25 protein-coding genes are annotated in these 23,000 nt (G+C 45.6%); 18 read left to right on the forward strand and 7 right to left on the reverse strand.

All coding sequences use genetic code 11. From position 1 onward, the window contains the following. Position 1: 1 nt before the first annotated feature. From recG to NST47_RS16200, 3 genes are all read left to right on the forward strand, one after another. A complete protein-coding gene (recG, locus tag NST47_RS16190) occupies positions 2-2,056 on the forward strand; it encodes an ATP-dependent DNA helicase RecG (RefSeq protein WP_341156045.1) in 2,055 nt (684 codons plus the stop codon). 89 nt (positions 2,057-2,145) lie between these two features. Then, entirely contained in the window at positions 2,146-2,433 is a 288-nt protein-coding gene (locus NST47_RS16195) for a stage VI sporulation protein F (RefSeq protein WP_076232620.1), read from the forward strand. Between the two features lie 113 nt (positions 2,434-2,546). Beyond that, on the forward strand, positions 2,547-3,887 hold the full coding sequence (locus NST47_RS16200) for a glycosyl hydrolase family 28-related protein (protein WP_341156046.1): 1,341 nt from the start codon (positions 2,547-2,549) through the stop codon (positions 3,885-3,887). 48 nt (positions 3,888-3,935) lie between these two features. Here NST47_RS16200 and NST47_RS16205 read toward each other — a convergent pair whose 3' ends face one another. After that, on the reverse strand, positions 3,936-5,216 hold the full coding sequence (locus NST47_RS16205) for an ArsB/NhaD family transporter (RefSeq protein ID WP_341156047.1): 1,281 nt from the start codon (positions 5,214-5,216) through the stop codon (positions 3,936-3,938). Between the two features lie 237 nt (positions 5,217-5,453). Between NST47_RS16205 and NST47_RS16210 the strand changes: the two genes are divergently transcribed. The 3 genes from NST47_RS16210 (at position 5,454) to NST47_RS16220 (ending at position 9,384) form a co-directional block, all read left to right on the forward strand. After that, on the forward strand, positions 5,454-6,323 hold the full coding sequence (locus tag NST47_RS16210) for an RNA polymerase sigma-70 factor (RefSeq protein ID WP_341156048.1): 870 nt from the start codon (positions 5,454-5,456) through the stop codon (positions 6,321-6,323). 100 nt (positions 6,324-6,423) lie between these two features. Beyond that, entirely contained in the window at positions 6,424-6,864 is a 441-nt protein-coding gene (locus NST47_RS16215) for a carboxymuconolactone decarboxylase family protein (RefSeq protein ID WP_341156049.1), read from the forward strand. A gap of 186 nt (positions 6,865-7,050) precedes the next feature. Next, entirely contained in the window at positions 7,051-9,384 is a 2,334-nt protein-coding gene (locus NST47_RS16220) for an S-layer homology domain-containing protein (protein ID WP_341156050.1), read from the forward strand. A 77-nt stretch (positions 9,385-9,461) separates the two neighbouring features. Here NST47_RS16220 and NST47_RS16225 read toward each other — a convergent pair whose 3' ends face one another. From NST47_RS16225 to NST47_RS16240, 4 genes are all read right to left on the reverse strand, one after another. Next, positions 9,462-9,899 carry a universal stress protein gene (locus tag NST47_RS16225; RefSeq protein WP_341156051.1) on the reverse strand — a complete coding sequence of 146 codons (438 nt, stop codon included), beginning with the start codon at positions 9,897-9,899 and terminating at the stop codon, positions 9,462-9,464. A gap of 134 nt (positions 9,900-10,033) precedes the next feature. Beyond that, the gene (locus NST47_RS16230; RefSeq protein WP_076232636.1) at positions 10,034-10,240 is read right to left on the reverse strand and encodes a DUF2536 family protein; all 207 of its coding nucleotides are present in this window, start codon (positions 10,238-10,240) and stop codon (positions 10,034-10,036) included. Positions 10,241-10,275: 35 nt separating this feature from the next. Next, positions 10,276-10,590 (reverse strand): hypothetical protein, encoded by a 315-nt coding sequence (locus NST47_RS16235; protein WP_341156052.1) that lies wholly within the window; start codon positions 10,588-10,590, stop codon positions 10,276-10,278. 567 nt (positions 10,591-11,157) lie between these two features. Continuing rightward, complete coding sequence (locus tag NST47_RS16240; protein WP_262686298.1) at positions 11,158-11,475, reverse strand: SPW repeat domain-containing protein; 318 nt, start codon at positions 11,473-11,475, stop codon at positions 11,158-11,160. 229 nt (positions 11,476-11,704) lie between these two features. Between NST47_RS16240 and NST47_RS16245 the strand changes: the two genes are divergently transcribed. From NST47_RS16245 to coaD, 3 genes are all read left to right on the forward strand, one after another. Continuing rightward, positions 11,705-11,800: a YjcZ family sporulation protein gene (locus NST47_RS16245; RefSeq protein ID WP_341156053.1), complete on the forward strand. Its 96-nt coding sequence runs from the start codon at positions 11,705-11,707 to the stop codon at positions 11,798-11,800. A 272-nt stretch (positions 11,801-12,072) separates the two neighbouring features. Then, positions 12,073-12,639 carry a 16S rRNA (guanine(966)-N(2))-methyltransferase RsmD gene (rsmD, locus tag NST47_RS16250; protein WP_341156054.1) on the forward strand — a complete coding sequence of 189 codons (567 nt, stop codon included), beginning with the start codon at positions 12,073-12,075 and terminating at the stop codon, positions 12,637-12,639. 30 nt (positions 12,640-12,669) lie between these two features. Beyond that, positions 12,670-13,179 (forward strand): pantetheine-phosphate adenylyltransferase, encoded by a 510-nt coding sequence (coaD, locus tag NST47_RS16255; RefSeq protein WP_076232647.1) that lies wholly within the window; start codon positions 12,670-12,672, stop codon positions 13,177-13,179. Between the two features lie 5 nt (positions 13,180-13,184). Here the strand turns inward: coaD and NST47_RS16260 are convergent, their stop codons facing one another. Beyond that, positions 13,185-14,456, reverse strand: coding sequence for a nucleoside recognition domain-containing protein (locus NST47_RS16260; RefSeq protein WP_341156055.1), 1,272 nt, complete (start codon positions 14,454-14,456; stop codon positions 13,185-13,187). Positions 14,457-14,639: 183 nt separating this feature from the next. Between NST47_RS16260 and NST47_RS16265 the strand changes: the two genes are divergently transcribed. Next, positions 14,640-15,761: a SepM family pheromone-processing serine protease gene (locus NST47_RS16265; RefSeq protein ID WP_341156056.1), complete on the forward strand. Its 1,122-nt coding sequence runs from the start codon at positions 14,640-14,642 to the stop codon at positions 15,759-15,761. Positions 15,762-15,775: 14 nt separating this feature from the next. Here NST47_RS16265 and NST47_RS16270 read toward each other — a convergent pair whose 3' ends face one another. After that, positions 15,776-17,032 (reverse strand): nucleotidyltransferase, encoded by a 1,257-nt coding sequence (locus NST47_RS16270; protein WP_341156057.1) that lies wholly within the window; start codon positions 17,030-17,032, stop codon positions 15,776-15,778. A 105-nt stretch (positions 17,033-17,137) separates the two neighbouring features. On the opposite strand from NST47_RS16270, the gene NST47_RS16275 reads away from it, so the two are divergent. The 8 genes from NST47_RS16275 (at position 17,138) to NST47_RS16310 (ending at position 22,891) form a co-directional block, all read left to right on the forward strand. Further along, on the forward strand, positions 17,138-17,647 hold the full coding sequence (locus tag NST47_RS16275) for a YceD family protein (RefSeq protein WP_341156058.1): 510 nt from the start codon (positions 17,138-17,140) through the stop codon (positions 17,645-17,647). A gap of 48 nt (positions 17,648-17,695) precedes the next feature. Continuing rightward, a complete protein-coding gene (gene rpmF / locus NST47_RS16280) occupies positions 17,696-17,869 on the forward strand; it encodes a 50S ribosomal protein L32 (protein ID WP_076232660.1) in 174 nt (57 codons plus the stop codon). 182 nt (positions 17,870-18,051) lie between these two features. After that, positions 18,052-18,657: a transcription factor FapR gene (fapR, locus tag NST47_RS16285; RefSeq protein WP_144026495.1), complete on the forward strand. Its 606-nt coding sequence runs from the start codon at positions 18,052-18,054 to the stop codon at positions 18,655-18,657. Further along, positions 18,641-19,642 carry a phosphate acyltransferase PlsX gene (plsX, locus tag NST47_RS16290; protein ID WP_341156059.1) on the forward strand — a complete coding sequence of 334 codons (1,002 nt, stop codon included), beginning with the start codon at positions 18,641-18,643 and terminating at the stop codon, positions 19,640-19,642. Before fapR ends, plsX begins: the two co-directional genes overlap by 17 nt. 22 nt (positions 19,643-19,664) lie before the next feature. After that, positions 19,665-20,651 carry a beta-ketoacyl-ACP synthase III gene (locus NST47_RS16295; RefSeq protein ID WP_341156060.1) on the forward strand — a complete coding sequence of 329 codons (987 nt, stop codon included), beginning with the start codon at positions 19,665-19,667 and terminating at the stop codon, positions 20,649-20,651. Between the two features lie 124 nt (positions 20,652-20,775). Continuing rightward, entirely contained in the window at positions 20,776-21,699 is a 924-nt protein-coding gene (gene fabD / locus NST47_RS16300; RefSeq protein ID WP_341156061.1) for an ACP S-malonyltransferase, read from the forward strand. Positions 21,700-21,793: 94 nt separating this feature from the next. Continuing rightward, on the forward strand, positions 21,794-22,534 hold the full coding sequence (fabG, locus tag NST47_RS16305) for a 3-oxoacyl-[acyl-carrier-protein] reductase (protein ID WP_076232673.1): 741 nt from the start codon (positions 21,794-21,796) through the stop codon (positions 22,532-22,534). A gap of 123 nt (positions 22,535-22,657) precedes the next feature. Beyond that, positions 22,658-22,891, forward strand: coding sequence for an acyl carrier protein (locus NST47_RS16310; RefSeq protein WP_076232675.1), 234 nt, complete (start codon positions 22,658-22,660; stop codon positions 22,889-22,891). Positions 22,892-23,000 lie beyond the last annotated feature (109 nt).

A 23,000-nucleotide genomic window follows, 5' to 3' on the forward strand; every position in this document is an offset into this window, starting at 1 on the left:
TATGAAGCTGAATGTGTATGAAATTCCAGTAAAACAGGTACAGGGAGTCAGAGGGAAAAAGCCCGAAGAGTTATTGGCGCTTGGCATAACAACAGTGGGGGAGCTTCTCGACTATTACCCGTTTCGATATGAGGATTATACGCTTCGTGATCTTACGGAGGTGAAGGATGGCGACCGGATTACCGTCCAGGGCACAATCGTCGGAATACCGCAGGTGCAGATGTATGGTCGGATCAAGTCCCGTCTTACTTGTAAAATTGTTGTTGACCCTTTATTTATTACAGCTGTCTGGTTTAATCGCCATTTTATGAAGGACCAGCTGGTAGCGGGAACCGAGGTTGTACTGACCGGGAAGTGGGATCAGAAAAGATTGCATCTTACCGTATCCGAGTCTGAATTTCCCGGTAAAGGATCCTCACAGACGGGTACGCTGCAGCCTGTTTATTCAATTGCAGGACCTATTACGCAAAAGTGGATGCGCAAGACCACCAGACAGGCAATGGAGCAGTATGGTGATCATCTGATTGAAGTGCTGCCGCAGGAGCTGCTGGATCGCTATGAGCTGATGTCTCGTAAGCAGGCGGTTGCGCTGCTGCATATGCCGGGCTCAGTTCAGGAGGGAGTGCGAGCACGTAAACGGATGGTTTATGAGGAGCTGTTTTTATTTCAGCTGAAGATGCAGGCTTACCGTGCCCTGAATCATGAAAGAGCGGATGGCGTAGCCCATCCTCTGGATTTGCCGGAGGTACGTGCTTTTGTCAGGGCATTGCCTTTTGTACTTACCGATTCACAAAAGAACGTACTGGCTGAAATTCTGCATGATTTACAGCAACCGTTCTGTATGAGTCGGCTGCTTCAGGGAGATGTAGGTGCAGGGAAAACCGTTGTAGCTGCTACTGCGCTGTTTGCTGTCGTCAAGGCTGGCTATCAGGGAGCGCTCATGGTCCCGACAGAAATACTGGCCGAGCAGCACAAACGTTCTTTGGACCGCTTATTTGAACCTTATGGGATTCAGGTCGGTCTATTGACCGGAAGTGTTTCGGACAAAAAACGGCGTGATCTTTTGGCATCCCTGCAAATGGGCCTGATTGATATCGTCGTGGGGACACATGCATTGATTCAGGAGGATGTGTATTTCCGCAGTCTCGGTCTTGTTGTTACGGACGAACAGCATCGGTTTGGCGTCAATCAACGGAGTATATTGCGACGCAAGGGGATGAACCCCGATGTACTGACGATGACAGCAACTCCAATTCCAAGGACGTTGGCGATCACGGCATTTGGCGATATGGATGTGTCGACATTGCGCGAGCTACCGAAGGGGCGTAAGCCCATCAAGACGTATTCAGTTACCCATGACATGCTGGAAAGGGTGCTCGGGTTCATTCGCCGTGAGGTTTCGGAAGGGCGTCAAGCTTATATAATCTGTCCATTGATTGAGGAATCCGAAAAGCTGGATGTGCAGAATGCCATTGATGTTCATGCGCAGCTGCAATTTGCTTTTCCCGATTATCAGGTTGGTTTATTGCATGGTCGTATGCCCGCAGCGGATAAGGATGGGGTTATGCGAGAGTTTAGTGCCAATCGACTTCAGGTGCTTGTGTCGACTACAGTTATCGAGGTTGGTGTAGACGTCCCTAATGCGACGCTGATGATCGTATACGATGCGCACCGTTTTGGACTTTCCCAGCTGCATCAGCTGCGTGGTCGTGTTGGTCGCGGAGAGCACCAGTCATACTGCGTACTTATCGCTGATCCCAAGAATGAGATCGGGAAGCAGCGAATGAAGGCGATGACAGATACGAATGATGGATTTGAAATCGCCCGCCGCGACCTTGAGCTTCGTGGTCCTGGAGATTTTTTCGGCACGAAGCAAAGCGGCTTGCCCGACTTTCGGCTTGCGGATATGGTAGCTGATTTTGAAACGATGGAGCAGGCTCGCGATGATGCAGCCGAGCTCGTGAAACGGCCCGATTTTTGGACGGGTGCATCCTACAGTACACTGCGTGAATTTTTACGTCGTGAGCATATATTTGACAGCGAGCTATTGGATTGATGCTTAACTTATTTTAAAAGCACATATTCGTTCCCTCCGACATAGACTTACTATGGGTTCTATTTTCTTGGTCGGAGGTGTTCACAGGAATGAGCTATCAAAAATATGGATTTGAGCCGGCTTTTGTAGAACGTGTAAAGCTGAAAATGAAAAATCCTGACACCAAGGAACGAATCAAAATGATGCTGCAAGGCGTAACCAAATATGATCTGCAGGATCGCTCCAAGGTGAGGCGATTTGTTGGTATGTTATCCAAGGTACTTGGTGAGAAATTGACAGACAAGCAGACAGAGAATATGATCAGCTTTGTGATTGCCCAAAAGATTGACCCGAACAGCACTTTTCATTTAATTAAGCTGTGGAGTATGTTCCGATAATAAGATGACCTGCCTGCGGAATGGAAGATGGCAGAGAAATGCTTGGACGGGTTGCCAGAGTGATCGCTCCCAAGTTATAATTTGGGTAGATTGCTCAGGGGGAGGAACCTTCATTGTTGCCATTGGAACCTACAGATACGGACAAACATACGAATAAACCGATAACCCGCAGGCAACTGCTAGCAGGCTTAAGTGCCGCAGGTGTGTTATTTGCTGCAGGTGCCGGATTTCCGGGTGGAGCCCAGGCGGCCGTTACGGTCCCTGTTGGGAATACGAATACATGGTGGTATAACGTTAAAGATTTTGGTGCTCAGGGAAATGATCGCAGTGATCAGGACGATAGCCCGTTCATTCAGGCAGCCATTAACGCAGCGGCTGCTTCTGGGGGAACGGTCTATTTTCCTGCTGGTCGATATATAATCAAAACGGGGTTGTTTTTGCGTTCCAAGGTTCATCTGCTTGGGGCAGGTGCGGAAGCTTCGGTTCTTAAAGCAGGTTTGGTTAACATACAGATGGTAATATGCCCCGCTCAGGGTAAACAAGCTTCTATTGAAGGATTGACTTTTGAAGGAATCGGCAATATTACCAGTTCAGTAACTTCTATGGTTGAGCGTGGTATTCATATTCTAGAGGCATCATTTATTCGTGTTAGCAAATGCTTATTTAAAGGAATAGCTAATGGTGTGCATTTGGCTCGTTCTGAGCATGTCACCATTGAGGATTGCTCGTTCATCTCGCTCGTAGCTGGAGATAGTGCTTATGAAGGATATGGGGTGACGGCAGAGGGTGGAGCGAATCATATCATTCAAGGTAATCATTTTAAAAGTCTGCCCCGGTCCTGCATTCAACTAACGGCAGGCTGCTCCTACTCATTGGTTGCGGGCAATGTGATGGAAGCTTGTCTTGAAGCAGCTATTACACTTTCTTCCAAGCTTTCTGTTTGTATGTATAATGTAATAGAGGGCAATGCAGTGACGGCCTTTGGTTTGATCGATAAGGAGACAAGCAGTGCCTACGGAGTAAGGCTCAAGGATGCTTGCAGCTATAATCACATCGTGAACAATTCGATCACACGTACCACATTCGCAGGTGTTCAACTGGAGGCGGCAGACAACGCCGGGGATGATCGACCTTATGGAAATGTAATGACGGGTAATAAAATCGACACCAGCGTGCGTGGTATCGTTGTGCTTAATGGTTCTGACAATTCGCTGAAGGCAAACGAGGTGCGTCGGGTCGAGCTAGGTATTCTGATCGACACGATCGGCGAAGGTAATGCTTCTACTGCCAAACAAAATGTGGTTACCGGTAATAGTTTTTTTCAATGTTCGACATCAGCTGTGAAGATTGGCTCGAACCGCTGCCAGTCCAATATGGTTCATAGTAATTCAGGATTTGATAATACAGCTGGTCTGACGGACAATGGAACGGAAACAGTAACAGCAGGCTTTTAATAAAAGAGCGGGTTGTCCTTCGTATAGGGCAATCCGCTCATTTGTTTTTTAAATCAGATAGCGCAAATAAATATACACACTGGATATAACAATCGAAAGAATCATCAACGGAAATCCGATCTTCAGGAAGGCTAGAAAAGTAATCGGGCGTCCTTCCTTGGCTGCCATTCCAGCGACAATCAGATTGGCACTGGCGCCAACCAAGGAGCCGTTTCCTCCCAAGCATGCGCCTAAGGCAAGACTCCACCACAAGCTGTTCAGGTTGGTGACACCCATCGTACCCATATCCTGAATCAAGGGAATCATGGTTGCCACAAAAGGGATATTATCGACAAAAGCTGAAGCGATAGCACTTAGCCATAAGATCAGCATCGCGGTCGCTACTTCATTTCCACCTGTAAGCTGAACGGCCTGCTTGGCGAGGCTTGCAATAACGCCGGTTTCAACGAGTCCAGCGACAATGACGAACAGGCCGATAAAAAAGAAGACAGTGGTCCATTCAACTCGGCTCAAAGATTTCTCCAGGTAATGCTCGCCTGTTAAAAGCAGCAGCAGGAACGCACCTGCTAATGCTACTGTTGCGGATTCCACATGAAGTATTTGATGAATAAAAAAACCGCCAATCGTGAGTGCAAGCATGCTTAAGCATTTTTTGAGTAAAAGTGGATCCGTGATTTCGCTTTTTTCATCCATAAGCATGATTCCGGCTTTCAAATCCGGAGTCGTTTGTATCTGCTTGCGATAAATAAGTACAAAGATGACTAAAGTAACGATCAATATGAATATTGAGATAAGAGACAAATTATTAATAAATGCCATAAAAGTGAGTTCTTTGACGGCACTCCCGATCATAATATTGGGTGGGTCGCCGATCATGGTCATGGTGCCACCGATATTAGAAGTAATAATGATGACAATTAAATAGGGCAGAGGATTTACCTGTAATTGGCGAGTTATACTGAAGGCAATAGGAACCATCAACAGTACAGTGGTCACATTATCCAACAAGGCTGATCCAAAAGCTGTGATCAGTGCCAAATAAATCAGGATGGTTACGGGTTCACCTTTGCCTTTCTTGGCAGCCCATATAGCCAAATATTTAAAAAGACCGGTTTCAGAGGTGATCGATACCATAATCATCATGCCAATGAGCAAACCCAATGTGTTGAAGTCAATATGATGTAAAGCCGTTTCCTGACTAACGATCCCCAAGATGATCATCACGATACCGCCCAGCATGGCGGCAAGGGTACGATGAATCTTTTCCGAGGTAATGAGCGCGTAACTAATAAAAAAAATGCCAATTGCTAATATTGCCTGATTGTCCATGATGTCCTCCTTGAGATAGTGCGATCCTGGCTCCGTGTACCTGCCACAGCCCACTCAGAACTCCAAAAAAGACAAAAAGAAGCCTGCAGTGGCAGGCTCCTCCGGGTCATGCATTATCATATTATAGATCATACTATAGCTTATTATGCAATTGTTGTAAATGGAAATCGGTATACGGATACAAGTCAAGATATAGCTGCTGTACGCAAATCTGCCCAATAATGGAGAAACAGACTTATGAAATTTGAACATGTGTATACAACATATAAGCCCTTTCTTTTATCAATTGCCTACCGAATACTGGGATCGATAACGGACGCAGAGGATATCGTTCAGGATGTATTTGTATCCTTACAGCGGACAAGCCTGGAGGATGTGCATCATATCAAAGCATATTTGGCCAAGATCACGACCAATCGCTGCTTAAACCTGTTGAATTCTTCTCGTAAGCAAAGAGAAATTTATATCGGTCCATGGCTTCCGGAACCGGACATCGAGATGAATGAGCGAAGTCCAGAGGACCAGATCGTGCTGGAAGAAACTGTTACTTATGCATTGCTTGTGCTGCTCCAGCAGCTGTCTCCCATGGAGCGGGCTGTGTACGTGCTGAGGGAGGTTCTTGAATATGAATACAAGGATGTCGCCGAGATGTTGGGTAAAAGCGAAGTAAGCTGTCGCAAGATGATGAGTCGTCTGAAGCCGAAACTTGATCGGGATAAAGCTGCTGCTACTCCTCTAAACGGCGAACAGAGGCAAGCGTTTGTTCAAGCATTTATCCAGGCTTCAAGAACCGGCAGCTTCGAAGACTTTATTCATTTGCTGATTGAAGATAGCACGCTGCTTACCGATGGAGGCGGCAAGGTACGGGCAGCGCTTAATCCCATTTATGGAAGAGCCCGGATTCAAGCCTTTTGGGAGGGCATATTCCAGAAGGGAGCTCTTGCAGGTGAATACCGTCTGGTTCAGATCAATGGCGAGCTTGGGATTGTACTCATTCAACAAGGACAGCTTAAATGTTCAGTTTGTTTCGAGATGACGGAGGACCTCTCTGCTATTCAAACGATTTACAAGGTGTCCAATCCTGATAAGCTTAAGCACTACCGATAATTATTGTGATACAAATTTTTCGCTTTTGGTCACAGAATCTTGCCTTTGATGGTCTTATTAGTGTAAGTCCAATACGAGAGATTCCAAAGGAGAGATTTGTATGCAAACCCGTTTGAATTATAGAGAGGTCCAACCCCAAGCCCTACAAGTGATGATGAAAATGGAAGGCTTCATTCAAAACTGTGGGCTGGATAAAAAGCTATATGAGCTGATCAAAATCCGTGCTTCACAAATTAATGGTTGTGCCTTTTGCCTCAATATGCATACCGCGGATGCACGTTCAATGGGTGAGACGGAGCAGCGTCTTTACTTGCTAAGCGCCTGGCGTGAAGCTCCATTCTATACAGAGGCCGAACAAGCCGTTCTGGCATTGACGGAAGCTGTAACGCTTATATCCAAAGAAGGGGTTTCACAGGAATTGTATGAAAAGGTTCGGGAGCATTTTGATGAAAGCGAGTTTGTTAATTTGATTATGGCGATCAATACGATCAACAGCTGGAACCGTATAGCCATATCGACGGGTATGTTTCCAACAACTTAAGTACTGCTGCAAGCGTTGGATTGCAGGTTGTTTCTAACAGTTGGACAGGTATATTTAAGGAGTCTTTACCGAGTAATTGGGTAGAGGCTCTTTTGTTTTGGAAGAAATATGCAACCTTTTTCCTGAATAAACGTTATAATTAGAAAGTGTTAATTAAAGCTACGAACGAGAGGAGACAGGAATCTTATGAAAACAATCGGAATTGCCAGTATCGCGAGCGTTCTGCTCCTGTGTTCCGTTGCTCCTGCCTCGGCACAATCTTTATATGCCCATCATGTGTACCCAGGCCCCCAAGCACAGACTGTGGCTGATAAGGAAGCCGAACTGCTTGAATTAGAGTATGAAGGCAGCGATGAGGCACCTGCAGATACAATAATTAAGCGTGACCAGGCCATCGAGCTGGCCAAACAGTATGCAGCTACCTCAAGTGGTTACATTCTTGAGGGGGTAGACTATCAAAGCAATTTGTACACAATAAGCAACAGTCGCGGCTCCTGGATCATTTCTTTTTCGAAGAAGGATCAGAAAAGTTATGGAGATATCAGTGTGACGATAGAGTCAGATACCGGAAAGCTGCTCTCCTTTTATATGAATGAAATAGACCCGGACAAGAAACTTACGTTCCCGCCCAAGATCGATTTGGAGCATGCCAAGCAGACGGCTCTAGATTACATAACCAAGACCAATCCGCAAGAAATAAGTCAGCTTCAATATGATGAGGATTATGAAAAAAGCTTCCGTAAACCGCTTGATGGCAACGTAGAATATCCACTTTGTTATTTGAGGGTCGTAAACGGAATCGTATTCCCGCAAAATTATGTTGTGATGACTGTAAATGGCGAAGGCAAAATTCTTTCTTACATGCTGCAATGGGACGAGCAGCTTACTTTCCAGGCACCGCGTAACCCGATCTCACTTGGACAAGCTGCTGAGCAATTCAATAAATTGGCAGAGCCTCGTCTCCAATATATCGTTCCTAATACTCCAAACGGATTTGCTGCGCCTGCTGTGGCGTATGAGACGGATGCTTTCTTGCTGGATGCCGAGACAGGGGAAGCACTCCTGCCCTCAGGATTAAAGAAAGAGAAGCAGTCCAAAGCGATCCCGGCCAGCGACAAGCGTATTACGAATGGATTGCCTAAGGCGCAGAAACTGACCAAGGAACAGGCTGCAGCACAAGTATCATCGGTGATCCCTCTTCCGGCCAGCGCGAAGCTGCAAGCAACCGATTACCAGGAGAACACCGATCCGATTACAGGTGTGACTTCGTTTGAATGGGATTTGAGCTGGTCAGTTGCTTCAGATAAGAAATACGACGATGCTTCGATTTATGCGACTGTGGACAGCAGTACAGGCGCTGTGCTGCGCTATTCCAGGTATGCATTTAATTATGCGGACTCAAAGGTAACTTCCCAATCAGGCACACCCAGCTATGATCAGCTAAAAATGAAGGCAATGGAGTCGGTCAAACAGCTGCTGCCGGATTATGCGCATGAACTGTATCTGGATCCTCAATATGGCGGGTATACACAAGAAGAACTCCAACAAATGCAAACCTTTGAATATTACTTCCGACGCAATATCAATGGAGTGGATATCCCCAATGATTCCGTTACGATCAGCTTTGATCGACAAACGGCAGAAATCCAGGAATTCAACAGTAATTTGCTTACTTCGTATTATCCGACCGAGCCACCGAAGGTTATATCCCCCGAGAAGGCTAGAGATATATGGATGTCACAGTATAAGGTGGAGCAGCAATATATCGTTGTGGATAAGGACAATTATGCTCAGCAGCAAGACCTTACGCTTCCGATGGCACAGATTGAGACTAAGCTTGTGTATAATCTGAAGCCAATCTTTCAATTCCGTGAGCTGACTTATCTGGATGCAGGAACCGGGGAATGGAGAAATAACGAAACCAACCAGATTGTACATCCGCGTATTACCGATCCCGTTGATCTAAAGGGAAATTGGGCAGAAGAAGCTTTGAAGCTTATGCTCGTTTATGAGGCACTGGATCTGGTGGATGGCAAAGTTCAGCCGGATGCGTTGATTACGCGTGGTGAATTGGTGCAAATGTTTATTACGACTTTGAATGGCGGTTATTTCCCGGTTGCTTCTGATTATGCCGATCGTTCGGCCAGCTTCTCTGATGTAACCAAGGATTCCAAATATTTTCCTTACGTAGAAAATGCAATTGATTATAATCTGATTGACCGGGCATCCGGCACATTTGATCCAGATGCTGCATTGACTCGATCTGAAGTAGCCGATCTGATTGTCAAGGCACTTGGCTATAGTAATCTGTCCAAGGTTAAAGGCTTGTTCACGACCAAGGCAACAGATGTGAATGAGCTGCCCAATCAAGGAGCCATTGCGATCGTCAGCGCCTTGGATATCGTCACGTTGAATGGTGAAACCTTCTCTCCTTATGAGAAAGTAACCCGTGCGCAGGCTGCTACGTTCTTTTACAACTTTTTGAAGGCCCATTCCCAACTGCTGGACACACCACGTTAAGACATTAGGCAATCATTCATTTATAACTCACTAAAAAAGCACGTACTCCCCAAAAAAGAGAGTACGTGCTTTTCGCTTTATTTTACAATTAATACAGGTACCTTAGCATTGTGAACAATGTGATGACTTACGCTGCCCAGAAAGAATTCTCTTATAGGTCCCAAGCCGCGGCTGCCGGTAATAATGAGGTCGTGATGCTTCTCTTCGGCATATTGAAGTATGGTTGCAGCAGGTGGACCTTGTAGAAGAACATACTTGACAGAAAGCTCAGCGGGTACGAAGGACTTGGCTTCTTCTATAATCGCTTTCCCCTGCTCAATAATGTAAGTGCTTGCAGTCGCATCCACAAAGTAGGGAGTGCTAGCGACAGAAGGGTAATGGTAAACGTGGATAATATCTAAATGCGGTGCTTGAGAAACACGGGTTTGCTCTTGAACCAAGCTGACTGCTTTTTCGAGTGCTTTTTTAGAGAGATTAGAACCATCAAACGCAACAAGGATTTTAGTAAATAGCACTTTAATCACCCCATCTGCGAGATTGGCTTACAAGCTTATTATAGCATAACTACAGATCAAATAGTCAGAATATTCGTACTGTAAGGATATGTATTATTTGAGAAATAAACAGCTTAGCTTGGGCACTACCCCAATTACAAGGCTTTAAAATGAACGACCGCGCTGTATAGCATTTTATTATGAAGCGGGTTGAAGACGATGTTATGGCTAATGGAATGGACGCCTAACAACAAGGCTTTATTATTATCTATCTGCTCAGCAATTTTTCTTTCTAGCGTTTTGAGATCGTAAGCCTCAAAAAACTCGATCTTGTTTTCCATTTTATCCAGCATAAAGCTCATTTGGTTTCGCTCCTCTGTGTTGATGATCATGCAATCTATAGTCTAAGTAAAGATTGACGCTCTGCAATCGGTCTGCAGGTTTTACATACGCCAACCACCTTCTCATGTCCGGAATAAAACGCGAGCTCCTTCGGATTTACCTTGCGTTTGCAGTAGGAGCAGCTTTGCTGCTGGCTTGAAGGTTTTCCCGATGAATCCGTTTGTTTCTGCTTTCGGGAGGAATTTTTGGCGTGTGCAGCGAATGGATTTTGGTTTTTACGCTGCCGCCTTATGACAACCAGGATGATGCCGGTGATGACAATCAGTACAACGATACACAATGAAAGGGAGGTCATCTTATCAAAAGTCATATTGGGAGGCTCCTTTTGTATACTTTCATCAGAATAACATAGAGTCCGTTTAATTTGTACTTGAAAATAGTATTCGAAGATAGATCAAGCACCATCAAGCAGCTAATCTAAGAAATGTCTCATTTAGAACGTGTCGGGACACAAATTGAAAAACCCAAAGTGAACAATTCACTTTAGGTTTTTTCTAATCTTCAAAAAGAAGCAACGGCTTATTTTCTTTTATTGTTAAGTATACACTGACGCAGATCATTTAATAATTCGTCTAGTTCATGCTGTAGTTGATGAAGCTCACGATAATAGCGACCTTGGACAGCAGCTAGTTCCGATGATGAGAGTTTAGTGAACCTGTTGTAATCAGCCAAACAGCTGTTAGAAGGATGTATCTCCATTTCCTCTAATACAATGTTCATAGCATGACCTCACTTTTATTTGAATGTAACTTTAGAGTAGCATCCAATTGTAAAATATTAACTGGCTTTTTGTTAAAAGTTTGTAGAGGGTATCATAATCACATTCAGCAATCGGCTTGAGTATAATAAGAACCAGTAAATGAAACCGTTTACAAACCTATAAAGTGGTATCCATATTCCACAAAACTAGCGCCACGGTCAACAACCCGAGTATTCCTACACTCCAGGTTTGGCTAAAGCTTAATGAGAAATTTATTGAAAAAATGGCGAACCATAATCCGGTAAGTAACGTGAACCAGTTTTCCAAAACATTAAATTTTGATTTCTTAAGAGCCAGCAGGGAAGCGCACAGCTGGAGCGTTCCTAAACAAACACTAGTCCACACAACTACAGAAAGGTTAGATAGGCCAAGAACCCATGGGGAGATAACAAACCAAAAGCCGAATAAGGCAGTTAATGAATTTCTTGTTCTCATCGTACACCTCCAATAAATTTAATGCGACCATATTGGGGCACGTTATATTTATATGCAAGTGCTTACATCTTTGATAATAACTGCCCAATTAATATTTTTAAAAATATATGAATAAACAACGTAGATGGGTTACCTCCCTTTAGTAGAAGCCCAATCTTTAGAGACATTTATTTCATATTATGATTATGTTCCATATCCTAATGATTTGCATTGAAAGGGGGAGCTAACATTGAGTGAAATAGCTGGTCGCGGTTTTACTTCCACAGGTGCTATTCTTGTGCTGTTTATACTTTTAGTTATTATTAGCACTACCTTTTTGTATTAATCGATAATTTTAGGCGTAGTGTGAGCAGCTATAAATTTCGACAACAAAAATTTAGGACCCTTCGCAGGGTCCTAAACAATGGGAGAGGAGAAACCGGATGAAGAGCTTATGGGGAACGTAAGTCTTCTCCGCGGTTGTCTACGACATTTCGGATGCCGATAATCCAAGTATTCACAGCTAAAGAAACAAATATACATAAAGTAACAAAATTTTGTGCAAAAGTTTCCGTTTATGGTACGATAGGATCACTATTGAGCAGAAGGTGGATTTACATGAGAGTAATTTCAGGCAGTGCAAAGGGCAGACAGTTGAAATCTGTGCCCGGTACAGGAACGCGTCCAACGACCGATAAGGTCAAGGAGGCGATTTTTAGCATGATCGGTCCTTATTTTGAAGGGGGACAGGTGCTCGATTTATTCGCAGGGACGGGCGGTTTAAGCATTGAGGCGCTCAGCCGAGGAATGGATCATGCAGTCCTCACGGATATAGATAAAAAGAGTATCGAAATTATAAAACAAAATTTGCAAGCAACTGGATTTATTGAGCAGGCAGGTATCTACTGTACCGACGCGCGGCGCGCGTTGAAGGCTCTAGTTAAGCGTGAGGCCAAATTTGACCTTGTATTTGTGGATCCCCCTTATCGGATTAAGCTCGCACAAGAGCTGCTTGAACAACTGGATCAGCACAATTTGTTGAACCCTCTGGCTACGATCGTTGTGGAGCATGATATTGAGGATACATATGAGCAGGCAATCGGACGTTTACAATGGGTCCGGCGCGCTGAGTATGGCGATACGGCGATAACCATTTATAAAAATGACGCGGATGCGGTTAAGTAATGTTCTATTTCAGAAGGAGGTCATCACATAATGAGTATTGAGCATTTTGGAGTCAAGATTGCGGTTTATCCAGGCAGCTTTGATCCGGTAACGAATGGTCATTTGGATATTATTCGTCGTTCTGCCAAGGTTTTTGATAAGCTGGTGGTTGCCGTGCTGAACAATTCGAGTAAAAATCCATTATTTACTGTAGAAGAGCGTGTTGAGCTGCTGAGAAAGGTCACCAGTGATGTACCCAATGTGGAGATTGACAGCTTTCGTGACCTTCTTGTTAATTATATGAAGAAAAAAAATGCACATCTCATCGTACGTGGTTTGCGCGCGGTGTCTGATTTTGAATATGAGCTTCAAATGGCATCAACGAACCAGAAGCTGGACGAAAATATTGAAACTTTTTTTATGACATCTACACCCAAATATTCCTATCTGAGCTCCAGTATTGTTAAGGAAATCGCGCGTTTTCATGGTCCTGTAGTCGATTTGGTGCCTGATGTGGTCGATAAAGCTATGCGTGCCAAGTTCGTAAACGCGATGAGCTAAGGCCGCTACCGCTTGCTGTTCGGAGCGCTCCGCCCCAAGGATTGCACAACGAATGCGATAATGACAGATAGCAGCAACATCAGCAGCAATACGATACCGAGCCACAGCATGATCGGACTCATAAGCATCCATACATCAAAGGCTTGACTGCCATGAATCAAACGTGCATCTGTCTGACCGGATTGAACCGCTTGCGTCATTGGATGCGAGAGAAATACAGGGGATGCAATTCCCGCCAGCCATTGATTAAGCGGATTCCAGAGCACAGCTGTCAAAATAAAAGAAATAGCGGCATGAAGTAATCGAGAGCGCAAAAACACCGGGTAACGAATATCTGTCGACAGGGTAAAGCTTTTTACCTGTGCATGTGCAGATAATCCTCCCCAGCCAAGTAATGCACTCAGGATGGCGTACTGCCAATTGCCAGCCAGCAAGTTGTTCTGACCCATCGCAAATGCACCTAAATGGATTTCAAGTATACCGGACAGCAAGGCATTTAATAGCAAGGTTGCCTCATGTAAAGGAAGCCAATCTCTTTTTGCAAGTATCATTGCTGCATATTCGGTGATCGAGCTGAGGGTAATTACCTGTGCAAGTACGGAGAATATGATCATAACTCCGCCGATGACCATTAATTGCTGGATACTGTGAGCTACCGAATCACCGAGCAGCTTGCCAAAAGTTCGTCCATCGTTGGCATGGGCGGCTCTTAATGCGGTTATACTTTTACGTAGCGTGCTGTGTGCAGAATGGGCAGCTTGGTAAGAGAGACGACTAGCGGCAACGGCTGGCTCCTCCTCAGTCACGCTTGTCTGTTTCAATCGCTCTAGAAATCCCATAATCAACACAGCGCCATAATGGAGCAGCGCCAGCGCCATGCCTAATTTGGCATTGTTCATAAAACCGACACCAATGACCGTTACAAGCACCATCGGGCTTGCTACGTGGCTTAAGGACAACAGTCGCTCAGCTTCACCTCTGGTTACCAGCTTATTGCGTCTTAATTCTCCTATTGCGATCGCTGCCGAGGGAGCGCCAGCTGTGAGTCCTATTGAGAGAGGCCATCCCCCTGCACCTGGCAGGCGAAACAGGTAACGAAGAAGCGGCTCAAGCAAGGTGCCAAGTGCATGCAAAAAGCCCAAGCCACGGAGGATCTCCGTTATAATTAGAAAAGGCAGCAATGCCGGGAATACTAGCTTCCACCAAATGGATAAGCCTTGTAGGGAAGCTTGAAATATACGGTCAGGAAACACAATCATACAAAAAACCAGTAGCATTGCCAGACATCCCAGCAAGAGAGTTGTCAAGCGTTTCGCGGTAAACATCGGCCTCACTCCGGAACACAGGATGGTACATGTTTACGCATTTTCCGTATGGTTTAGACCAAGCAGGTCAAACCTGATGAGATGTATGCGAGCTGACGATTCGAGCAAGCACACTCGGCCCAGGGGGAATCAATTATGCAAGACATTAGACAAAGTAAACGTATTTCTAGAATTGTTGTTTCTGTATTTATTGCCATTGTCATTGTATATGTTGTGTACTTAATGCCGCTGCCAATGTTTATTTTCTCAGCCGGTACTGCCGAGGTCATTCACCCTATGGTTCAAGCCAAAGAGACGGGTGATCCCGATAAGGGAGTGTTTATGCTTACAACAGTACGAGTATCGGATGCGACTATTTTCAGTTATTTGATGACATTTGTTCGGCCTTATGATGAGCTGCGGATGAAGACGGAGCTGCTGCGCAAGGATGAGACCGAACAGGAGTACTCACAGCGGCAGGAGGTCAACATGTTGTCCTCGCAGTCTAGTGCTCTGCAAGCTGCTTACCATAAGCTGGGTATTCCATATAAAATTATGAATGATGGCGTAGTCGTCGTGCAGGTTTTCAAAAATTATCCGGCTAACGAGGTGCTTCAGGCTGGAGATTACATTGTAAAGGTGGATGACACGCCTATTGAGCAAAGTCAGGAGCTGCAAAAGCTGCTGCAAAGCAAAAAGGCCGGTGACACTGTTGCGGTTTCTTACAAAAGGAAGCAAGTAACGAGAGTAGCCCAGATCAAGCTCGAGGCACTTCCAGCCGATGAGGGAGCTTCCGCCGCCAAGCCAGAGGAAAGACGTGCAGGGCTTGGTATTGTACCGGCAACTGTGCAAACCATCAAAACAGATGATGAGTCCAAGCAGGTCACGATTAAAGCTGGGGAAATCGGCGGACCTTCAGCGGGTTTTATGTTCTCAATGGAAATAATTAATCGTCTGCTGCCTGAGGATATTACGAAGGGGTATACCATTGCGGGCACAGGAACCATCAATGAAAAGGGAGCTGTCGGTGTGATTGGGGGCATTCAGCATAAAATTATTGCAGCCGATAAAGCGGGTGCTGATATCTTTTTTGCTCCCAAAGATGAAGTATCGGCAGCAACGGGAAATATTCCGAATTATTCGGATGCGGTTAAGCGGGCTGAGGAAATTCACTCACATATGAAGGTGATTCCTGTCGCTACGCTGGACGATGCGATGAATTATTTGAGCACCTTGCCACCCAAAACAGCTGCATCCCAGCCGGCCAAAGCCAGCTAGGACGATAGATTCACTTATTCCGATTGACTTAATTGTACGGGCGGCTCATAATAGTCGCGAAACAGATCATGTTCGGTTGCAGCATCAAAACCAAGTGCATATACGGAGGTAGCTTGTACATCCATTTGTAAAAACGGATAGGCTTCTGAAGAAGCCGCATTCACATTCGTAATTATGGGTACCTTAGAGACATGCTTCATTCGTTTAAGAAGGTGCCTGCCTGCAGGGCTGAAGCCCAGCACGCGTAAGTAAGGTACACCTTGGCTAAGCACGGCTGGTGAAAGCTGTGCTTTTGTCTGATTCAGTAATATACGCAGCAGCATTCGCTGCAGCTTGGTTCGCGTATATCTTTTGGTTTTGAGCAGTCCAATAAGCTGCTCGATGATACGACCTGCTCCTCCAGATAAGGATAGTTGGGGAAGAACATGTTTGATGCGATGCTCCAGTCCCTCAGTTACTTCGTGAAGCTCTGCAAGCTGATGGGTGCTGTGATGCAGCAGTTGGAGAAGAAGCGGCTTTGCATAGTGTTCCCATTCGATAGGCGCCCGACCAACTGCCGTTTCACGCTGCAGCACCTTCATAGTACCCGAGGGGACGAAGGGAACAAGCTCTTCTAGCGTACCCCGTTCAAACAGTATGCGACGAAGGGCTGTTGCACTTGCTATGGATTGATCTGTAATTTCAGTTTGATTGTAACCGGATTTTTGCCTTGTAATCGTCAAAGGCTTAATGCTGCTGTTCAAGCGTTGAAGGGCGATCAAGTAATGCAATCCGAGTGTGTTGTTGGGCTTCGCCAGCTCGGACGGGTCCACTCCAGGCAGATGACGGGCAATGGCTTTACTGTAAGCGGCAGGGTAAGGAAGGCCTGTTTTTAATTCATCCTGAAGTGCCCTCTGAAATGCTGCTGGCTCATCACACATAGCATCGGCGACTGCCTGCAGCCAGTGAAGCTCGCCGCTCTCACTGCCGAAGCATAGGCTATCGACGATTCCAGTTGCATGGAGCGCAGACACGGCTCCGTAAGCGAACCATTCGGCAGGCTGTGTAGAATAAGCTATCGGAAGCTCCAGGACGAGATCAACGCCCATTCGAAGTGCCATTTCGGCTCTTGCCCATTTGCCGACCATCGCAGGCTCGCCGCGCTGCAGAAATTGACCGCTCATAACAGCGATCGTACCATCGGCTCCGGAGACTCTTTTGGATTCAAGAAAGTGATATTCGTGTCCGTTATGTAAGGGATTGTACTCGACAATAAGACCTGTTGTTTTCATGTGAACGACTCCTTTAGAATTATTTTACTATAACACGTCCTGAAAATGTTGACAAAATGCAGGTATTATCGATATAATAATCTTTGTTTGTTTGGGGTGATTATTGTGTTCATTCGTTTAAAAGAGTTGGCGCAGAAAGCCGACGCGGTACATTTTGATGAAACTGTTGATCTGTCCGATGCTTTGAAGGAAAGCAATGATATACTCGATGCGAGTCCGCTCCATGTTAGCCTCAAAGCGCTGCATCAAGATGAGGTTGCTGAAGTGACGGGACAATTGAGTATTGACGTGGAACAGCCTTGCTCCCGCTGCTTGAATCCGGTAAAGCAAAAGCTGGTAATTCCTTTTCATGAAACGTTCGCCCGAGCTGCAGATGAATCGGAGTCTGATGACGAGGATGAGGAAACTCATTACGTTAAGGACGACAAGATAGAATTGCTGCCCTATTTGATCGAAAATGTAATGATGGCTTTACCGTATGTCCCTTTATGCGATGAAGAATGCCTTGGCTTGTGTCCTGTTTGTGGAGTGGATCGTAATGTACAGGCTTGCAACTGCAACCGGACTAGTATCGACCCCAGACTTGCCGGGCTGGCTGACTTTTTCAAAGAATAAGGTGAATTGTAACAACTTAGGTTGATTTCGTTGAAGGAGGTGGGGAATATGGCAGTACCACAAAGAAGAACGTCCAAAACTCGTCGCGATAAGCGCCGTACTCACTTTAAATTAGTAGTACCAGGCATGGTTAAATGTGACAGTTGTGGTGAATTGAAATTGTCTCACCGCGTTTGCAAAGTTTGCGGTTCGTACAAGAGCAGAGAAGTTATCAAGCAATAGTTCTCTAATCACAATGAAAAGATAGTACTTCATCCTTCGGTGAAGTGCTATTTTTTTGCTCTTCCCTTTTCGTAAACAATCCATTATACTATCTCTTATTACTTGGTCATAAGATCTAATGAGAATGAATGGTGTACATATCAAGCTTGGAAATCGTGGAAATTCAGATCATAGATAAGGCGGTGTTTGGTATCGAACGCCTTCCTAAACGTCAGCGTCAGCAGCAGTTGACCGGAGCAATTGAGGACAATCCTTTTATAACGGACGAAGAGCTAATGCGAGTTTTTCAGGTCAGCATCCAAACCATTCGCTTGGATCGGTTGGAGCTTGGCATTCCGGAGCTGCGAGAGCGTATCAAGCTCATGGCAGAGCTTTCCTATGACCAGGTTCGCTCACTCCCGCTGCATGAGGTCATCGGTGATGTGATTGATCTGCAGCTCGACAAAAGCGGCATATCGATGTTTGAAATTAAGGACGAGCATGTTTTTTCGAGAACGAAGATTGCCCGCGGGCATCATATTTTTTCTCAAGCCAATTCGTTGGCTGTGGCTTTGATTAACGATCAGATTGCCTTGACTGCCGCAGCGGATATTCGTTTTGTGCGGCCTGTTAAGCTGGAGGAGAAGTGCATAGCGAAGGCTTATGTACGTTCAATCACCAAAGGTAAGGCTAAAGTTGAAGTGTTTACTTACGTTGGCGATGAGATTGTGTTTCAAGGTAATTTTATTATTTATCATTCAACAAAGGATCGTTCAGAGGGAGGGGAGCCTGGTGCGGATAGCGATTGATGCAATGGGTGGAGACCATGCCCCCGATGTAGTGGTGGCCGGGGCGCTGGAAGCGGTACGGGAATGGAAGGATACGACGGTCATCTTGATCGGAGACAAGGCCCGGATTGAACCGCTTGTTCGTCAGGCTGGCGATCAACCAAGCAATTTGGAAATAGTTCATGCCTCTGAAGTGATCGAAGCCGATGACGAGCCAGTCAAGGCTGTTCGTCGGAAGAAAGATGCTTCCATGGTTATAGCAGGTAGAATGGTGCAGGAACGCACAGCGGATGCTATGATCTCGGCAGGTAACACAGGAGCTTTGATGACTACAGGTTTATTGATTGTGGGCCGAATTGAGGGGATTGATCGTCCTGCCCTGACCTTGACGATTCCTTCGATGGATGGCAAAGGCATGGTAGCTCTTGATATGGGAGCCAATATGGACGCTACTCCAGAGCAATTGGTTCAATATGCAATTATGGGTAGTATATATAGAAAAAAAGTTCATGGTGTTGTAAGTCCAAGAGTAGGTTTATTGAATGTAGGTACTGAAGCGCTCAAAGGTAATGAGCTGACAAAGGCTGCATTTCCACTGCTCAAGGAAGCACCTATTCATTTTGTCGGAAATGTGGAATCTCGTGATTTGCTATCAGGTCCTTGCGATGTGCTCGTATGTGATGGATTTGCCGGCAACATTATGTTGAAGTCACTTGAAGGTGCAGCTGCAACGATCTTTACAGCCTTGAAGACAGAGTTCACACGAAATTTGTTGACCAAGTTGGCCGCAGCTGTATTAAAGCCGGGTTTAACGAAATTCAGGCGTCAGCTCGACTATTCCGAGTATGGGGCTGCCCCGCTTCTTGGGATTAATGGAATGGTATTGAAAAGTCATGGCTCATCGAACGCTACGGCGATCAAAAATGCGATTCGTCAGGCTCGTATTTCGATCCAGAACGATGTGCTTGCAAGTATAAAAGCGGAAATAAGTAACGGAAATAAGTAAACGGAAGAGAGTTGTTACTATTATGAGCTTACGACCGGTTGGCATCATTGGGTCTGGTAAATATGTGCCTGATCGTGTTTTGACGAATCAAGAATTGGAGCATATGGTCGAGACCAATGATGAATGGATCGTATCCAGAACGGGTATTCGTGAACGAAGAATCGTGAGTCCCGAACAGGCTTCTTCCGATTTGGCTTACGAAGCGTCCCTCAGGGCGCTGGAAATGGCGGGAATCAGTGCGGAACAGCTGGACTTGATTGTAGTAGCAACGATAACGCCAGATATGCCCTTTCCATCCACAGCCTGTATTTTACAAAACAAGCTCAGCGCGAAGAAAGCTGCTGCGTATGATCTGTCAGCTGCATGCTCAGGCTTTATATATGGATTGGCGAATGCTTCTAATTTTATTGCCACAGGCATGTATCAATACGCCTTGGTTGTGGGTACAGAATGTTTATCCAAAATTACGGATTACACCGATCGTAATACATGCATATTGTTTGGAGATGGCGCAGGGGCCGTAGTCATCGGTGTGGTACCGGAAGGTCGCGGCTTCAAGTCCTTTGAGCTGGGTGCTGATGGATCCGGAGGAGAACTGTTGAAAGTAGCTGGTGGTGGTTCACGCTGCCCTTCCTCCACACAAAGTATTGAGGCTAAACAGCATTTTATATATATGGCCGGAAGTGAAGTATTTAAATTTGCTGTGCGCATTATGGGTAACGCTGCCGAGGAAGCACTGCGTAAAGCAGGCATGCAAAAAAGTGATATTGATCTGCTTGTACCCCACCAAGCAAATATTCGGATTGTTCAGTCAGCATTGAATCGACTTGAGCTTAGTGAGGATAAATGTATGATCAATCTTCACAAGTATGGTAACGTATCTGCAGCGTCCATCCCAATCGCATTAGCTGAAGCTGTTGAACAAGGAAGACTAAATGAGGGCGATTGCCTGGTTATGGTCGGCTTTGGTGGAGGTTTGACCTGGGGAGCTTCTGTAGTCATTTGGTAAGCTCCATTTCACAAAAACCAGTATACATGTACTCAGTTTATACTTGCGAATTCTGTTTTCTATGAAAACTCAGTGAATACTTAAGAGGCCCGTTTTCTACGAAAACTTTAAGGAGAATTGAATTATGGGTAAGATCGCATTTGTTTTCCCGGGACAGGGTGCTCAGACTGTTGGAATGGGCCGGGATATTTTTGAAACAGAAGAGGCTGCTGCGCGTATATTTAAAAGTGCGGATGCAGCTCTAGGGTATTCCCTGTCTTCGATTATTTTCGAAGGACCCGAAGCCGAATTGAAATTAACCTATAACACACAACCTGCATTGCTGACTACGAGTATCGCCTATCTGGAGGTTTTCAAGGCCAAGGGCCTCCAGCCGGACTTTGTAGCCGGGCACAGCCTGGGCGAATATTCAGCGCTTGTTGCTGCAGGCGTACTTAGCTTTGAGGATGCCGTGCGTACGGTTCGTGCGCGTGGTGAATTCATGGAAGAAGCTGTACCCAGTGGACAAGGTGCTATGGCGGCGGTTCTTGGAGCAGAGCGTGATGCATTGCTTCAATTGTGTCAAACCATCACTAATGAGATTGACGTTGTGGAACTGGCTAACCTGAATTGTCCTGGACAAATCGTGGTGTCAGGTAGTGTTGCCGGGGTACAGGCACTCGTGGAACGAGGTAAAGAAATCGGCGCCAAACGTGTCATTCCTTTGGAAGTCAGTGGGCCCTTCCATTCCTCACTGATGAAGCCGGCATCAGAGCGGCTGTCAGCCGTATTGACAGCTGTTTCCATGCAAAACGCAAGTGTACCCGTCGTTGCCAATGTGACTGCGCTTCCTGTTACGGAGCCGAGTGAAATCCGCGCCTTATTGGTTGATCAGGTTCACTCTTCTGTACTTTGGGAAGACTCGGTGATATGGCTCATTGAACAAGGAGTCGATACCTTTGTTGAAATAGGCTCAGGTACAGTGTTGGCTGGCTTGATCAAAAAAATCGACCGGTCGGTAAAAGTCATTGGTATCAATAGCAAAGATGCGATTGAGCAGTTTCAATAACTTATGCCACCTCAGCAGCTAGTACTAGAAGCTTGGTTTTATGCTTATCAAATAAGTTTTCCTACAGAGAACTTTTAGGAGAGGAATTACCATCATGCTAACAGGTAAAACGGCACTCGTAACCGGGGCTTCACGTGGTATTGGCCGAGCGATTGCCTTGTCACTGGCTGAGGCAGGAGCTGACGTTGCAGTTAATTATGCTGGAAGTGAGGCGTCTGCAGCTGAGGTTGTCAGCTTGATTGAAGCTATGGGGCGCAAAGCTTTTAAAGTTAAAGCCGATGTAAGCTCAGCTCAAGAGGTAGATGACATGTTCAAGCAGGTGCTGGGAACGTTTGGTCAGCTTGACATTTTGGTTAATAATGCAGGGATCACCAGAGATAACTTGATTATGCGTATGAAGGAGGATGAGTTCGATCAGGTGATTGCAATCAACTTGAAGGGCGTGTTCAACTGTATCAAAGCAGCTACACGTCCGATGATGAAGCAGCGTTCAGGTCGTATCATCAACATTTCATCTGTGGTTGGTGTGCTTGGCAATCCCGGTCAGATCAATTATGTTGCCGCCAAGGCGGGCGTAATCGGCATGACCAAGGCCAGCGCGAAGGAACTGTCATCCCGTGGTATTACCGTTAACGCGGTAGCACCAGGTTTTATTGAGACGGACATGACCGATAAGCTCTCGGAGGATACGGTTGCAGGGCTGCTGCAGCAGATTCCTTTGGCTCGTCTCGGGAAACCGGACGATATAGCCAAAGCCGTTCGTTTTCTGGCTTCTGACGATGCATCCTATATGACAGGCCAGACCATTCATATTGATGGCGGCATGTATATGTAGGCTTGGCAGAATAGCTCAGAAACGGTTAAAAAACAAGGATTTGGTTTTTTTAAGGTGGAGCTTGCGCTAGCTATGGCAATTTGTCCATAAGTCCAGTATAATACCATGGAGGAGGTGAACCGGATGTCCGATGTTTTGGAACGCGTAAAACGTATCGTCATCGATCGTCTTGGTGTTGAAGAGGCCGAAGTTACCCTCGAAGCATCTTTCAAAGATGATTTAGGCGCTGATTCTTTAGATGTCGTAGAATTAGTTATGGAGCTTGAAGATGAATTCGATTTGGAGATTTCTGACGAAGATGCAGAAACAATTACTACGGTAGGTCAAGTAGTTGAGTACATAAAATCTCATACTTAATTGACTGTAAGTCCCGTTTAATTATTTGGCGGGACTTATCTCCTTTCAAGCCGCTCACTGAAACGGCGGATGTATACTTGACAAGAATATGACTTATCATACATAACGA

The sequence above is a fragment of the Paenibacillus sp. FSL H8-0034 genome (assembly GCF_038000305.1).
Taxonomy (GTDB): domain Bacteria; phylum Bacillota; class Bacilli; order Paenibacillales; family NBRC-103111; genus Paenibacillus_S.